At 60.0% G+C, this 15,548-nt stretch carries 10 protein-coding genes; 8 read left to right on the forward strand and 2 right to left on the reverse strand.

The genetic code is table 11. The features are described from left to right. The first annotated feature begins 191 nt into the window (after nucleotides 1-191). From PSJE_RS28885 to PSJE_RS28895, 3 genes are all read left to right on the forward strand, one after another. Complete coding sequence (locus tag PSJE_RS28885) at nucleotides 192-680, forward strand: DUF3015 domain-containing protein (RefSeq protein WP_007970900.1); 489 nt, start codon at nucleotides 192-194, stop codon at nucleotides 678-680. A gap of 232 nt (nucleotides 681-912) precedes the next feature. Next, entirely contained in the window at nucleotides 913-2,766 is a 1,854-nt protein-coding gene (locus PSJE_RS28890) for an Lnb N-terminal periplasmic domain-containing protein (RefSeq protein WP_090451499.1), read from the forward strand. A 218-nt stretch (nucleotides 2,767-2,984) separates the two neighbouring features. Next, nucleotides 2,985-3,479: a GreA/GreB family elongation factor gene (locus PSJE_RS28895; RefSeq protein WP_057713229.1), complete on the forward strand. Its 495-nt coding sequence runs from the start codon at nucleotides 2,985-2,987 to the stop codon at nucleotides 3,477-3,479. Here PSJE_RS28895 and gdhA read toward each other — a convergent pair. Together gdhA and ettA are read right to left on the reverse strand one after the other, a co-directional pair. After that, entirely contained in the window at nucleotides 3,476-4,813 is a 1,338-nt protein-coding gene (gdhA, locus tag PSJE_RS28900) for an NADP-specific glutamate dehydrogenase (protein ID WP_057713228.1), read from the reverse strand. The two genes, PSJE_RS28895 and gdhA, sit on opposite strands and share 4 nt — an antisense overlap. Before the next feature lie 347 nt (nucleotides 4,814-5,160). After that, complete coding sequence (gene ettA, locus PSJE_RS28905; protein ID WP_090451500.1) at nucleotides 5,161-6,825, reverse strand: energy-dependent translational throttle protein EttA; 1,665 nt, start codon at nucleotides 6,823-6,825, stop codon at nucleotides 5,161-5,163. A 289-nt stretch (nucleotides 6,826-7,114) separates the two neighbouring features. Here ettA and PSJE_RS28910 point away from each other — a divergent pair, with 289 nt between their 5' ends. From PSJE_RS28910 to PSJE_RS28930, 5 genes are all read left to right on the forward strand, one after another. Continuing rightward, nucleotides 7,115-10,963, forward strand: coding sequence for a bifunctional diguanylate cyclase/phosphodiesterase (locus PSJE_RS28910; protein WP_090451502.1), 3,849 nt, complete (start codon nucleotides 7,115-7,117; stop codon nucleotides 10,961-10,963). A gap of 249 nt (nucleotides 10,964-11,212) precedes the next feature. Further along, a complete protein-coding gene (gene glyA, locus PSJE_RS28915; RefSeq protein WP_057713225.1) occupies nucleotides 11,213-12,466 on the forward strand; it encodes a serine hydroxymethyltransferase in 1,254 nt (417 codons plus the stop codon). Nucleotides 12,467-12,741: 275 nt separating this feature from the next. Next, nucleotides 12,742-14,055, forward strand: coding sequence for a C4-dicarboxylate transporter DctA (locus PSJE_RS28920; protein WP_090451504.1), 1,314 nt, complete (start codon nucleotides 12,742-12,744; stop codon nucleotides 14,053-14,055). 57 nt (nucleotides 14,056-14,112) lie between these two features. Continuing rightward, nucleotides 14,113-14,817: a FadR/GntR family transcriptional regulator gene (locus PSJE_RS28925; protein ID WP_057713222.1), complete on the forward strand. Its 705-nt coding sequence runs from the start codon at nucleotides 14,113-14,115 to the stop codon at nucleotides 14,815-14,817. Between the two features lie 25 nt (nucleotides 14,818-14,842). After that, on the forward strand, nucleotides 14,843-15,523 hold the full coding sequence (locus PSJE_RS28930) for a GntR family transcriptional regulator (RefSeq protein ID WP_090451506.1): 681 nt from the start codon (nucleotides 14,843-14,845) through the stop codon (nucleotides 15,521-15,523). Nucleotides 15,524-15,548: the final 25 nt, after the last annotated feature.

The raw sequence follows: 15,548 nt of genomic DNA on the forward strand, positions 1-15,548 counted from the left end.
AGGGTCTGCAGGAAAACTCGCCGAGCGGCGATCAGGCAAGGCGAAAGCAGGCAAGGAAGCGGAGTGTAGGGGCCTACATGAGCATTCCGAGCCTGCTTTCAACGCAGCATGATTGTCGCGCAGGCAGTTTGCATGCAGAGCCGGGGCCAGACTCCCTTGTCTATTGGTACGCACACAAAGAGAACAAAGCTATGAAACGGATTCTTCTTGGTACTCTCTTCACCGCTGTATCCATCAATGCCATGGCGCAAGCGCCTGGCGGTCCGGATTGCGGTTGGGGCAACATGCTGTTCGAAGGCCAGCGTGGTACTCCAGCTCACTTCCTGGCATCCACCACCAACGGAACCTCCGGCAACGCAACCTTCGGCATGACCTCCGGCACCAACGGTTGCGCAACCAATGCGTCGCTGACCTATGGCGGCAAATCCTGGTTTGCCATGAATGGCATGATGAACGAGCTGTCCGAAGACATGGCCAAGGGTCAGGGCGAAGCGCTGACCACCTATGCCGTGGTACTGGGCGTGGCGCCGGAAGACCGTGCGCACTTCGCCGCCGTCACTCACGAGCACTTCCAGCAGATCTTCAGCAAGGCTGACGTGACCGCAGAAGACGTGCATACCAATACCCTGGCCGTGCTCAAAGCCGACCCTCGTCTGGCCAAGTACGCGACTCAGGCTTAAGCTCGACCCGCCCCGCTTCTTTCGGGAAGCGGGTTTTGTTTTTTGGACCTGCCCCTCTTTGGGTAATGTCGCTGACTGTAGGAGCTGGCTTGCCAGCGATGGTCGTTAACGATCACGCGTGTTTACTGGATAAACACAGCGCCTTTGAAACCATCGCTGGCAAGCCAGCTCCTACAGGCAAACGGCATCCACCTCGTTGGGTCTTTATTTTTTCCTGTTTAAGTTGCCTTCTATGCTCAAACGCCTTGCCTGGCTGGCGCTGTGTGTCTGCGCCCCGCTATCCGCCGCGCCTCACATCGAACCACAACGTTTGCAGCAACTGGCCAACGACCCTTTCTGGATATCCCTGGGCCATTACGAAACCGCCAAGCTCGGCGGCTGGCGCAGCTATGTCAGTGACCGCAAGTTCTTCCTCGCCGCTGACGGCAATGAACATCCGGACCATGAACTGGCGGCGACTGTACAAGCCTTGTACGCCCCGGCCAGTGCCGGTGAAACACACGCTCAATGCGTCTACCCGGCCCGCACCCGCTGGCTGAAAGACCAACTCGGCCTGGCCGGACTGCCGACGCCGGACTGCGCCGGGTTCAAGCAATGGTTCAAGGACGTCTCGCCCGACAGCGCGGTGATGATCTTCCCGGCGGCTTACCTGAACAGCCCGTCCTCGATGTTCGGCCATACCCTGTTGCGCATCGACCAGGCCGAGGTGAAGAGCGACAAGACTTCGCTACTCAGTTACGCGATCAACTTCGGCGCTTACATCGAGGGCTCGGACAACAGCATCATCTATGCCTGGAAAGGCCTGATGGGCGGCTATCCCGGCCTGTTCGCGATGGTGCCCTATCAGGAAAAGCTCTCGGAATACCGCAGCCTGGAAAACCGCGACCTGTGGGAGTACCGCCTGAACCTGACCCAACAGGAAACCGCGCGCATGGTCGAGCACGTCTGGGAGCTGAAGCAGATCAAGTTCGACTATTTCTTCTTCGACGAAAACTGCTCATACCGCTTGCTGGAACTGCTGCAAGTGGCCCGACCGGGCCTGCGCCTGACCGAGCAATTCCCACTCACCGCCATCCCGACCGACACCGTCAAAGCCGTGAAAGATGCCGGATTGGTGGAATCGATCCAGTATCGTCCGTCCCGGGAGCGCGAGTTGCTCAGCCGCGCCGAGCCGTTGGACCCTGAAGAGCAACAGTGGGTGCTGAAAGTCAGCGCCGATCAGAAACAATTGCAGGACCCGGCGTTCAAGGCGCAAGCCCGCGACCGTCAGGCAATGATCATCGATGCGGCCTATCGTCTGGAGCGTTACCGCGCCAATGGCCAGGAACGCGACCCGGCACGCGCCCAGCGCAGCTTCGAACTGCTGCGGGCCATCAACCAGAACCCGGCGCCGGAACTGGATATCCCGCAACCGGGCCTGCCTGAAGACGGTCATGAGTCCCGCACCTGGCAGCTCGGCCTCGGCAGCCGTGGAGATAAAGCCTTTGGCGAGTACGGCTTGCGCATGGCTTATCACGACCTCAACGACAACAACGAAAGCTTTCCCCTTGGCGCGCAGATCGAAATCCTGCAATTGAAACTGCGCCAGTACGAAAGCAATGAATGGCAAGTGCAACAACTGGACCTGGCAACGATTCGCTCCCTGACCCCGCGTAACGAGCTGCTGCAACCGCTGTCATGGCAAGTCACCGGTGGTCTGGAGCGAGTGCCGGGTAAGCACGATGACCAAACCCTGGTCAGCCACGTCAACGGCGGTGGCGGTGGCACCTGGCAACTGGGCGATGACCTGCTCGGATTTGCCCTGGGCACTGTGCGCATCGAGCACAACAACGATTTCGCCGCTTTCATTGCCCCGGCCGCCGGGTTCAACAGTGGTGTGCTGTGGAAAAACCCGCTGGGCAATTTGAGCCTGGAAGCCAAGGGCGACTTTTTCACCAATGGTGAAGTGCGCCGTAGCCTGAGCCTGAATCAGCAATGGGAAATATCCCGCAATCTCGGACTGCGCTTGAGCGCCCAGCGCGAATTCAGCCATTTGGCGACGGCCGAGAACGAAGTGATGCTTGAGCTGAAGTGGTATCACTACTGACCTGACACACCTCCCACCCTGTGGGAGCGAGCTTGCTCGCGATGGCGGCCTTTCAGCCAGCACACTTGTTGAATGTCAGTCCCTCATCGCGAGCAAGCTCGCTCCCACTGAGAATCGTCGGTTGCAGACAGGCTATCACTCGCCGTAAGTCGCTTTCAGACATCCAGTGAAACCAAATGCCTGCGACCATGGCCCAAATCCTATACCGGGAGAATTCCATGAGCCGTGCCTTCGTCAATGAAGATAGTGCCGCCGCGCAAGCCGATCAGCCAGTCGAACGGCAGGTCAGCGCGCAGACCAATTACGTCACGCCGCAAGGCCTGAACCTGTTGCAGGGAAAAGTCGCCGAACTGCAATCCCTGCACGCCGAACAATCGGCAAAAGGCGAACAGGCCGACAAGCAGCGCCTGGCGGATCTCGAACGTGATTTGCGTTACTTCAAGCAGCGCCTGGGCAGCGCTCAGGTGGTACCCGCCGCGACTTCGACCGAGAAAGTGCAGATCGGCAGTTGGGTGACCTACGCCGATGAACACGCCACCGAACGCCGGGTACAATTGGTGGGCGAAGATCAGGCCGATGCCGCCCACGGCCTGATCAATTGGAGTTCACCGCTGGGTCGGGCGCTGCTCGGCGCACGACTCAACGACGAAGTGCTGTGGCAGCGCCCCGCCGGGGATCAACTGATTGAAGTGATCCGTATCGAACCGACTTAGACGACGCCTTGGGCCAGCATGGCATCGGCGACTTTGACGAAGCCGGCGATGTTCGCGCCCTTGACGTAGTTGACCCGGCCATTCTCTTCGCCGTAATGCACGCAAGCGTGGTGAATCGACTGCATGATCGCGTGCAGTTTGCTATCCACCTCGCCACCGGTCCACGCCAGGCGCATGGCGTTCTGCGACATTTCCAGCCCGCTCACCGCCACGCCGCCGGCATTGGATGCCTTGCCCGGCGCAAACAGAATGTTCGCCTCGATGAACAGGTCCACCGCCTCAAGGGTGGTCGGCATGTTCGCGCCTTCGGCCACGCAGATGCAGCCGTTGCGCAGCAAGGTGCGAGCGGCTTCGGCATCCAGTTCGTTTTGCGTCGCGCACGGCAGCGCGATGTCGCAACTCAGGCTCCACGGAAGCTCACCTGCGCGGAACTCCAGGCCAAAACGGTCGGCCAGTTCACGAATACGCCCGCGCTGTACGTTCTTCAGCTCCAGCACCGCCAGCCATTGCTCCTCGGTCAAACCGCTTTCGCAATACAGCGTGCCTTCGGAGTCGGACAGCGAAATCACTTTGCCGCCCAGGTCCATGACCTTGCGCGCCGCGTATTGCGCGACGTTGCCGGAACCGGAGATCGCTACGCGCTTACCTTCCACGGCCAGGCCGCGACGCTTGAGCATTTCTTCGGCGAAGTACACGCAACCGAAACCGGTGGCTTCCGGGCGAATCAGGCTGCCGCCGTAACTTGGGCCTTTGCCGGTCAGCACGCTGGTGAACTGGTTGCTCAGGCGCTTGTACTGGCCGAACAGGAAACCGATTTCCCGCGCGCCGACACCGATATCACCGGCCGGTACGTCAACGTCGGCGCCGATGTGGCGGTACAGCTCGCTCATGAAGGCCTGGCAGAAGCGCATGACTTCCGCATCACTTTTACCTTTCGGATCAAAGTCCGACCCGCCCTTGCCGCCGCCCATGGGCAGCGAGGTCAGGGAGTTTTTGAAGGTTTGCTCGAACGCGAGGAATTTCAGGACGCCCATGTTCACCGACGGGTGGAAACGCAGGCCACCCTTGTACGGGCCGATCGCGCTGTTCATCTGGATGCGGAAACCACGATTGACCTGGACCTTGCCCTGATCGTCGACCCACGACACGCGAAACACCACCGCCCGCTCCGGCTCGCAGATGCGCTCCAGGATGCCGGAGGTCAGGTAATGCGGATTGGCTTCAAGAAACGGCCACAGGGTACGCAGGACTTCTTCGACAGCCTGGTGAAATTCGGGTTGGTCCGGGTCGCGTTTTTTCAGGCGCGCAAGGAAGGATTCGACGGATTCGATCATGGAAAAGTCTCGGCAAATTTATTGTCGTTGGAGGAGATTGAGCCGGACTGTAACAAACGATTCGCGCACAGGAACAGAGCAGAATGTCGCATTCATGAAATTAAATGGTGCACAGGATATAAATTATTCCGGCTTTCTGGCCTTTTTTGCACCCGAACAGGGATTCAAGATCTGGCTTTTGCACCACAAGGGAGATCGCTATCGCGAGCAAGCTCGCTCCCACAGTTTGAAATGCATTCCCCTGTGGGAGCGAGCTTGCTCGCGATGAATGCGCCGCGGTATCACTGAAAAAACGCGCAAAAAAAACGGAGCCCGAAGGCTCCGCTCTTTATGCAACCATCCTGAAATCAGGCCAGTTTCTTGTGGCGTACACGATGCGGCTGGGCAGCTGCTTCGCCGAGACGCTTTTTGCGATCAGCTTCGTATTCGCTGTAGTTACCTTCGAAGAACACCGCTTGCGAGTCGTCCTCGTACGCCAGGATGTGCGTCGCGACGCGGTCAAGGAACCACCGATCGTGAGAGATCACAATGGCGGCGCCCGGGAAGTCCAGCAAGGCCTCTTCCAGGGAGCGCAGGGTTTCGACGTCGAGGTCGTTGGACGGTTCGTCGAGCAGCAGGACGTTGCCGCCCTCTTTCAGGGTCAGGGCCAGGTGCAAGCGACCGCGCTCACCACCGGACAGGTCCTTGACGAACTTCTGCTGATCGCCGCCCTTGAAGTTGAAGCGACCGACATAGGTACGCGACGGGATCTCGTAGTTGCCGATGCGGATCTGGTCGGAACCGTCGGAGATCTGCTGGAACACGGTCTTGCTGCCGTCCAGGTCCTCACGGCTCTGATCCACACAAGCCAGCTGCACGGTTTCACCGACTTCGATGCTGCCCGAATCCGGCGTTTCCTTGCCCATCAGCATGCGGAACAGGGTCGACTTACCGGCGCCGTTACCACCGATCACGCCGACGATGGCACCTTTAGGCATGGAGAACGACAGGTTGTCGATCAGCACGCGGTCGCCATAGCCCTTGGTGACGTTCTTGAATTCGATGACCTTGTCGCCCAGGCGTGGACCGGCCGGGATGTAAATCTCGTTGGTTTCGCTGCGCTTCTGGAATTCCTGCGACTGCATTTCTTCGAAGCGTTGCAGACGAGCCTTGGATTTCGACTGGCGGGCCTTGGCGCCTTTGCGCACCCACTCCAGTTCTTCCTTCATGGCTTTTTCGTGAGCCGACTGCTGCTTGGATTCGGCAGCCAGACGATCGGACTTGGCTTCCAGCCAACCCGAATAGTTACCCTCGTAAGGAATGCCCGCGCCGCGGTCGAGTTCCAGAATCCAGCCGGCAACGTTGTCCAGGAAGTAACGGTCGTGCGTGATCGCGACCACGGTGCCCGGGAAGTCGTGCAGGAAGTGCTCCAGCCAGGCGACGGAATCGGCGTCCAGGTGGTTGGTCGGTTCGTCGAGCAGCAGCATGTCCGGTGCCGACAGCAGCAGACGGCACAGGGCCACACGGCGTTTTTCACCACCGGAGAGGACTTCAACCTTGGCATCCCACGCCGGCAGACGCAGTGCATCGGCGGCGACTTCCAGCTGACGCTCCAGGTTATGGCCGTCGCTGGCCTGCAGGATCGCTTCGAGCTTGGCCTGTTCGGCAGCCAGCTTGTCGAAGTCGGCATCCGGATCGGCGTAGGCGGCGTAGACCTCGTCCAGGCGTGCCTGGGCGTCCTTGATCACGCTGACCGCTTCCTCGACCACTTCACGCACGGTCTTGGTCGGATCCAGTTGTGGTTCCTGGGGCAGGTAGCCGATGTTCAGCTCCGGCATCGGACGGGCTTCGCCCTCGAACTCGGTGTCGACGCCAGCCATGATTTTCAGCAGCGTGGATTTACCCGAACCGTTGAGGCCGAGCACGCCGATCTTGGCGCCGGGGAAGAACGACAGAGAAATGTTTTTCAGGATTTCCCGCTTCGGCGGAACAACTTTGCCCAGCCGATGCATGGTGAATACGTATTGAGCCATGGAGAACCTAGGGTCAGTGACTGATGAATGATTGGAGCGCAGGCAATGCCCGGCCAGACTGTGCGCGTCGCCCGCTTGAGGAGATCAAGACGTGCGCGCTGAAAAAAGTCTGAGTCTAGGAGCTGGAACGCTCCCGCGTAACCCGCAAAGCTACCTTAATGACCGGTGGCAGTCCAGCCGACGGACAGGGGATGGCACTTCGCCACAACTCAAGGCATGCTAGCCGCCCTTCGGGCGTCCGGCTTATAGTGCACGTCGCGCCAGTCCAGCCAAACCGCAGGATTACAGCTTGTCCATTGTCCCTCCGCCTCCGACTTCCAGTGCGCCGGCCACAGCGCCCGGCTCCCCCCTGCGCGGAACTTTGAAGGGCACCTTGGCGACACTCGTATTATTGCTGCTGGCCCTGCTGTTCTGGCAGTTGCTCGACCAGTTGCGCGAAACCCAGAAGAACCAGCGTCAGTACACCATCGACTACACCGCCGATCTGGCCGCGCAGGTCAGCCTGAACATGGCGCTCAACGCGCAGATCGCCCTCAACCTGTTGCCGATCGTCGAGCAACCGCAGGGCGCCGATGAACTGCAGGCCCTGTTGCGCAAGCTGCAACAGTCGCTGCCTGATCTGCGCAGCCTGGCGTTGCTCAGTCCCTCGGGAAGAGTCATCAGTGACAGCGCTCCCGACAGCGATGACAACAACTACCTGAGTGAACTGGTACGGCGCAGCCACGCCCAGGCGCACTACTTCAGCAATGCCACCGACGGTTCCGTGGTGCATTTATTGTTGCATCAGGCCAGCGGCAGTTCCCGAGGCTATTGGGTCCTGCGCCTGACGCCCACCTTCTTTTCGTCCCTGACCAAGCAACGCGAGGCCGGTGGCCGCCCGTTGTGGCTGGTGGAGAACCGCATCAGTCATCAGATCATCAGCCGCGACGAAGCGCTGCCCTCGGTCAATCCGGGCACGCTGACCGAGGACGATGTCGCCAACAGCGTGCTGACGGTTCCGCTGAGCAGCAGCGATTGGCAATTGCGCGGCCTGTTCGACCGTCAGCGCGTGCTGGAAGAGCTGCTGCCGGCGTTCATCGGCAAATGTCTGCTGGGCCTGGCGTTCTCCATGCTGCCGTTCCTCGCCTTGCTGAACACGCGCCGGCGTCAGCGCCAGTTGAAGGAAGGCCGCCGGCGTTACCAGGACATTTTCGAAGGCACCGGCGTGGCCTTGTGCGTCCTCGATATGTCCGGGCTCAAGGTCTTTTTCGACAAGGCACAACTGCAGGGCAGTGAGCAACTGCAAGCGTGGCTGGCGATCCCGGAGCAACGCCGACCATTGCTCAAGGAACTGCGGATCACCGAGGTCAACCAGGTAGCGTTGCAACTGCTTAATGTCGATAGCGCCGACCAAGCCTGGAAATTGCTGATCGACGGTAATCCGCAGGATGGCACCGCCATCGGCAACCAGGTGCTCGACGCGATGCTCAACCAGCAGCAACAGCTTGAGCTGGAAATCAAGCTGCAGGACGCCAGCGGCCGCATCCAGCACCTGTGGCTGGTGCTGTGTCTGCCGCAAACCCCGGACGACTACAATGCGGTGATCCTGAGCATCACTGACATCACCAGTCGCAAGCTCATCGAGCTGTCGCTGCAGGAGCGCGAAGGGTTCTGGTCGGACGTGGTGCGCACCGTGCCGGATCATCTGTATGTGCAGGATGTGATCAGCCAGCGCATGATCTACAGCAACCACCATCTGGGCCAGACCCTGGGTTACAACCGCAACGAACTGCACCAGATGGGCGAATACTTCTGGGAAATCCTCCTGCATCCCGAAGACGCCGACTATTACCACCGCTCTCGCCAGATCCAGCGCCAGGCCGGTTATCGCCAGTTAATGCAGTGCCAGTTGCGCTTCCGCCATCGGGACGGCCAGTGGCGACGCTTCGAGATTCGCGAGCAGGCACTGGCGCGGGACAAGGACGACCAGGTCACGCGGATCATCGGCGTGGCCAAGGACATCACCGACCAGATCGAAGCCAGCGAATCGCTGCGCGACAGCGAGCAGCGCTACCGCATGCTTGCCGAAAGCATCAGCGACGTGATCTTCTCCACCGACAGCCGCCTTAACCTCAATTACGTCAGCCCTTCGGTGCTAGCAGTGCTGGGCTACGACGCCGAGTGGATTTTCCAGAACGGCTGGCAATCGACCATCGCCAACCCGCAACAGCTGACCGGCATCTACCACCTGATGGACCGGGTCAGCAAAGCGCTGGATCAACCGGACCAACTGGCGCTGTTGCGCAGCCAGGTGCAAACCCAACTGTTCCTGTTCGACTGCCTGCGGGCCGACGGGCGCAAGATCCCGATCGAACTGCGCCTGGTATTGGTCTGGGACGAATACGGTACGTTCGAAGGCGTGCTCGGCGTCGGCCGCGACATCAGCCAGCAACGCCGGGCCGAAAAAGATCTGCGCATGGCCGCCACGGTATTCGAACACTCGACCTCGGCGATCCTGATCACCGACCCGGCCGGCTACATCGTCCAGGCCAACGAAGCCTTCAGTCGTGTCAGCGGTTACGCCGTGGAGCAGGTCCTCGACCAACTGCCGAACATGCTGACCGTCGACGACCAGCAAGAAGCCCATCTGCGTTACGTGCTCAAGCAATTGGGCCAGCACAGCACCTGGGAAGGCGAAGTCTGGCTCAAGCGTCGCAACGGCGAGCACTACCCGGCCTGGGTCGGGATCACCGCCGTACTCGACGACGAAGGCGACCTGGCCAGTTATGTGTGTTTCTTCAGCGACATCAGCGAGCGCAAGGCCAGCGAGCAACGGATTCACCGCCTCGCCTACTACGACGCCCTGACCCACCTGCCCAACCGTTCACTGTTCCAGGATCGACTGCACACGGCACTGCAATCGGCCGAACGGCAGAAGTCGTGGGTGGTGCTGATGTTCCTCGACCTCGACCGTTTCAAGCCGATCAACGACTCCCTGGGCCACGCCGCCGGCGACCGCATGCTCAAGGAAATGGCCACGCGCCTGCTCGGTTGCGTCGACGATGACGACACCGTGGCGCGCATGGGCGGTGACGAATTCACCTTGCTCCTGCAACCGCGAGCCAACCGTGAAATCGCCCTGAACCGGGCGATCCATGTGGCCGAACAGATTCTCGCCAGCCTGGTGAAACCATTCGTGCTCGAAGGCCGCGAGTTCTTCGTCACCGCCAGTATCGGCATCGCCCTGAGTCCGCAGGACGGCAACGAACTCAGCCAGTTGATGAAGAATGCCGACACTGCGATGTACCACGCCAAGGAGCGTGGCAAGAACAACTTCCAGTTCTATCAGGCGGACATGAACGCCAGTGCGCTGGAACGTCTGGAGCTGGAAAGCGACTTGCGCCATGCCCTGGAACAGAACGAATTCGTGCTGTATTACCAGCCGCAGTTCAGCGGTGATGGCAAGCGTCTGACCGGTGCCGAGGCACTGTTGCGCTGGCGTCATCCACGCCGCGGGCTGGTGCCGCCGGGGGATTTCATTCCGGTGCTCGAAGAGCTCGGGCTGGTGGTGGATGTCGGCGACTGGGTGATCAGCGAAGCCTGCCGTCAACTCAAGGCCTGGCATCAGGCCAGGGTACGGGTGCCGAAGGTGTCGGTGAACATCTCGGCGCGACAGTTCTCCGACGGCCAGCTCGGTACGCGTATCGCCACCATCCTCAAGGAAACCGGCCTGCCGCCGGCGTGCCTGGAACTGGAACTGACCGAAAGTATCCTGATGCGCGAAGTCAACGAGGCGATGCAGATCCTCGACGGCCTGAAAAACCTCGGCCTGAGCATTGCGGTCGACGATTTCGGTACCGGTTACTCATCGCTCAACTACCTCAAGCAGTTCCCGATCGACGTTCTGAAGATCGACCGCACCTTTGTCGATGGCCTGCCCAGCGGCGAGCAGGATGCACAAATCGCCCGGGCAATCATTGCCATGGCCCACAGCCTCAACCTGGCGGTGATCGCCGAAGGCGTGGAAACCCATGAGCAGCTGGATTTCCTGAGGGAGCACGGTTGCGACGAGGTACAGGGTTATCTGTTCGGTCGGCCGATGCCGGCGGGGCGGTTCGAAGGGCAGTTCAGCAATGATGCCCTGTTCATGCTCGATTGAGATTTGCGGCGCGGCAATTGGCCTCATCGCGAGCAAGCACGCTCCCACAGTGGATCTACAGTGTTCGCACAATTTGTGTACACCCGAGAGCCCTGTGGGAGCGAGCTTGCTCGCGATGAGACCGGCACGATCACCGCTGACCCCGTCATGAAGCCCGCTTGTCTGCGACATGATGCCGTTTCATATGCCATCTAAAACCCATTAGGTTAGAATGCCCCCCTTTTCCGCCCCCGATCCTTGAGGACCGCCATGTTCAGCCGTGATTTGACTATTGCCAAGTACGACGCCGATCTCTTTGCCGCCATGGAGCAAGAAGCTCAGCGCCAGGAAGAGCACATTGAGCTGATCGCTTCGGAAAACTACACCAGCCCTGCGGTGATGGAAGCTCAAGGCTCGGTACTGACCAACAAGTACGCCGAAGGTTACCCGGGCAAGCGCTACTACGGTGGTTGCGAGTACGTAGACATCGTCGAGCAGCTGGCTATCGACCGCGCCAAAGAGCTGTTCGGCGCCGACTACGCCAACGTTCAGCCGCACGCAGGCTCGCAAGCCAACAGCGCCGTTTACCTGGCCCTGCTGTCGGCCGGCGACACCATCCTGGGCATGAGCCTGGCCCACGGTGGTCACCTGACTCACGGTGCCAGCGTTTCGTCCTCCGGCAAGCTGTACAACGCCATCCAGTACGGCATCGACGCCAACGGTCTGATCGACTACGACGAAGTCGAACGCCTGGCCGTTGAGCACAAGCCGAAAATGATCGTGGCCGGTTTCTCTGCCTACTCGCAGATCCTCGACTTCCCGCGCTTCCGTGCAATCGCCGACAAGGTAGGTGCCTACCTGTTCGTCGACATGGCCCACGTGGCCGGCCTGGTTGCCGCTGGCGTCTACCCGAACCCGGTTCCATTCGCTGACGTGGTGACCACCACCACCCACAAGACCCTGCGTGGTCCACGTGGCGGCCTGATCCTGGCTCGCGCCAACGCCGACATCGAGAAGAAGCTGAACTCCGCGGTATTCCCGGGCGCCCAGGGCGGCCCACTGGAGCACGTGATCGCGGCCAAGGCGATCTGCTTCAAGGAAGCGCTGCAGCCTGAGTTCAAGGCTTACCAGCAACAAGTGGTGAAGAACGCCCAGGCCATGGCCGGCGTGTTCATCGAGCGCGGCTTCGACGTAGTGTCGGGCGGTACTCAGAACCACCTGTTCCTGCTGTCGCTGATCAAGCAGGAAATCTCCGGTAAAGACGCCGATGCCGCTCTGGGCAAAGCGTTCATCACCGTGAACAAGAACTCCGTACCAAACGACCCACGCTCCCCGTTCGTCACCTCCGGCCTGCGCTTCGGCACCCCGGCTGTGACCACTCGTGGCTTCAAGGAAGCAGAGTGCAAGGAACTGGCTGGCTGGATCTGCGACATCCTGGCTGACCTGAACAACGAAGCGGTGATCGATGCGGTTCGTGAGAAGGTCAAGGCTATCTGCAAGAAGCTGCCGGTATACGGCGCTTAATCAGCCCCGCTAAACCGCAGTCATAAGAAACCGGCCAGAGATGGCCGGTTTTTTTTGCCCGGTTTTTTATTCAGCCGTGTGAAAGGCTCTAAACCGGACTCGCCTAGCAACTGGTAAGACCGGTCATGCCAATTTTCTAATTTTTACTTGCGAACACCTAAAAATAGCGCCTAGACTGAGCCTGCACTGGACATACCGGTAAGACCACAATAATTAAGTCCTGAATCTGATGTGCTCCGCACACGGCAGCCAGGACGCCGACCAGGATTCCTCCCATGCTCAGATGGTGCTCGCGTTCAATCTTCCTCCAAGTGGTTCTCGGACTGGTGCTCGGCATCGTCTGTGGGCTGACCCTTCCCGAATACTCCGCTCAGCTCAAACCGCTCGGTGACGGTTTTATCAAGCTGATCAAAATGCTCATTGGCTTGATTGTGTTTTGCGTAGTGGTCAGCGGCATCAGCGGTGCCGGCGACCTGAAGAAGGTCGGCCGTATCGGCCTCAAATCGGTGATCTACTTTGAAGTGCTGACCACCATCGCCCTGGTGATCGGTCTGGTGTTCGCCTTCAGCACCGGCATCGGCAGCGGCGCGAACATTCACCTGGAGCAGCTTTCCGCAGCCGACATGGGCGACATTGCCCAGCGCGGCCAGCACATGCACACCACCACACAGTTCCTGATGGACCTGATTCCGACGTCGGTGATCGGTGCCTTTGCCGATAACAACATCCTGCAGGTCCTGCTGTTCTCCGTGCTGTTCGGCAGTGCACTGAATCTGGTGGGCGAGGCGGCATCGGGTATTTCGCGGCTGATCAATGAACTCAGCCACGTGATTTTCCGCATCATGGGCATGATCGTGCGACTGGCACCGATCGGCGTATTCGGCGCGATCGCCTTCACCACCAGTAAATATGGCCTGGACTCGCTGCAACACCTGGGCAACCTGGTCGGCCTCTTCTACCTGACCTGTGTGGCCTTCGTGGCCCTGATTCTCGGCCTGGTGATGCGCCTCTCCGGCTTGAAGATGTGGCCATTGCTCAAGTACCTGCGCGAAGAGTTGCTGATCGTCATGGGCACCGCTTCGTCCGACGCCGTGCTGCCACAAATCATGCGCAAGCTTGAACATCTGGGCATCGGCAGTTCGACGGTGGGGCTGGTGATTCCAACGGGTTACTCGTTCAACCTCGACGGTTTCTCGATCTACCTGACCCTGGCCATCGTGTTCATCGCCAACGCCACCGGCACGCCGTTGGCCATGACTGACCTGCTGACCATTTTGCTGGTGTCGCTGATCACCTCCAAAGGTGCCCACGGGATTCCCGGCTCGGCACTGGTGATTCTGGCGGCAACCTTGACGGCGATCCCGGCGATTCCGGTGGTCGGCCTGGTGTTGGTGCTCGCGGTGGACTGGTTCATGGGCATCGGCCGCGCGCTGACCAACCTGATCGGCAATTGTGTCGCCACCGTGGCCATCGCCCGCTGGGAGAAGGACATCGATATCCAGCGTGCGAACAAGGTGCTTTCCGGCCAGATGGGTTATACCTTCCAGCCGAAAAAACCGGTCGCGCCGGCGCATCAGCAGGAGTTTTGAATCATGTGGGAGCCCGCCAGATGGCGGGTTCCCCTGCCTTTATCCATGGAGCACACAGTGATTACCACCTCAACGGTCGTCAATTCAGTCGTAGAAAAACTTCGGGCCGCACTGGCCCGTGGTCAGTGGCGCTCCGGCGAAATGCTGCCGGGGCAACGCGAGCTGGCCGAACAACTGGGTATCAGTCGCCCAAGCCTGCGTGAAGCGGTCATCGTCCTGGAAACCCTTGGCCTGGTTCGTTCGATGCCGGGCAAAGGCGTCGTCGTACTCGAGGCCAGTCTCAGCGATGACCAGCCCTACGACAGCGCGGTGGCCGCCGCGAGCCTGGAAGACGTGCTGCAACTGCGCTACACCCTGGAGCCATTCATCGTCGGCCTCGTGGCGCAGTCGATCAGCAGCAAGGAAGTCGGGCAACTGCGCCTGACCCTGATGGACATGCGTGAAGCCCTGGAGGCCAATGACAGTGAAGCCGGCGTAAGCGCCTACATCGCGTTCCACGAAGAGCTGTTCACGCTGACGTCAAACCCGATCTTCCAGAGCGTGGTCCAGCAAACCAGCAATGCCCTCAAGCAAAGCGCCGAAGTGTTGCGCAACTCCCCGGAGCATCTGGCTGAACGCCTTGAAGAAAACGAAGCCGTGGTGCGGGCGATCCGCAGCAAGAACAGCGCCCAGGCCAGCGCCGAGATGCGTCGGCACATTTTGCGCGAAGGCCAGCGCATGGGCATCGAACTGAACATCCCGGAAGACAACCTCGGCAGTTGAAACCTCTTCGATCTGGAGATTGGCCATGAACAGCTTCGCTTCGCCACAAACGCTCGCTACCCTGCCCGTCCGCCCTTCGGTGGATGATCTGTATTCGCGGGTCCTCGATGCCATTTTCGAGCAGCGCATCCATTCAGCCAGTCGCTTTACCGAAGAAAGCCTGGCGCAGATGTTCGGTGCAAGGCGCAGCGACATGCGTGATGTGCTGACGCGACTGTCCCACCAGCAAATCATCATCCTTCGAGCCAACCACCGCCCCCGCGTCGCCGAACTTGATGCCGAGCAGACCCGGCAGACACTGCATGCCCGGCGTTTGGCCGAGATCATGCTGGTACGGCTGGCGTGTCAGCGACCCGACGCGCAAGACCTGAAGCAACTGCGGGCGCAAGTCGATAGCGAGCGTGAATGCGCTGAGCGTGGCCGGGCAATTCGTTTGTCGGGAGAGTTTCATTTGCAGTTGGCCGAAATGGCTGGAAATGCACCGTTGGCGCATTTTCTTGGCAGTCTGGTGCCGCTGACGTCATTGGCGATTGCGCAGTGTGAGGAGCAGACGCACAGTTTTTGCGCGTGGCAGGAGCATTTGGCGATTGTTGATGCTGTTGAACGTGGAAATGCTGCGACAGCGGTCATGCTGATAAACCGGCATCTGGATCATCTGGAGCAGACACTGCTCAATACACCCCGTGAACATTGTGTTGCCGGCTAGATCGCATCGCGGGCAAGCCCGCTCC

Source organism: Pseudomonas jessenii (genome assembly GCF_002236115.1).
Taxonomy (GTDB): Bacteria; Pseudomonadota; Gammaproteobacteria; order Pseudomonadales; family Pseudomonadaceae; genus Aquipseudomonas; species Aquipseudomonas jessenii.

What these genes read in the sequence shown, in the direction of transcription:
- PSJE_RS28885 (WP_007970900.1), top strand. Translation starts at nt 192, where the DNA reads ATGAAACGGATTCTTCTTGGTACTCTCTTCACCGCTGTATCCATCAAT.
- PSJE_RS28890 (WP_090451499.1), top strand. Translation starts at nt 913, where the DNA reads ATGCTCAAACGCCTTGCCTGGCTGGCGCTGTGTGTCTGCGCCCCGCTA.
- PSJE_RS28895 (WP_057713229.1), top strand. Translation starts at nt 2,985, where the DNA reads ATGAGCCGTGCCTTCGTCAATGAAGATAGTGCCGCCGCGCAAGCCGAT.
- gdhA (WP_057713228.1), bottom strand. Translation starts at nt 4,813, where the DNA reads ATGATCGAATCCGTCGAATCCTTCCTTGCGCGCCTGAAAAAACGCGAC.
- ettA (WP_090451500.1), bottom strand. Translation starts at nt 6,825, where the DNA reads ATGGCTCAATACGTATTCACCATGCATCGGCTGGGCAAAGTTGTTCCG.
- glyA (WP_057713225.1), top strand. Translation starts at nt 11,213, where the DNA reads ATGTTCAGCCGTGATTTGACTATTGCCAAGTACGACGCCGATCTCTTT.
- PSJE_RS28920 (WP_090451504.1), top strand. Translation starts at nt 12,742, where the DNA reads ATGCTCAGATGGTGCTCGCGTTCAATCTTCCTCCAAGTGGTTCTCGGA.
- PSJE_RS28930 (WP_090451506.1), top strand. Translation starts at nt 14,843, where the DNA reads ATGAACAGCTTCGCTTCGCCACAAACGCTCGCTACCCTGCCCGTCCGC.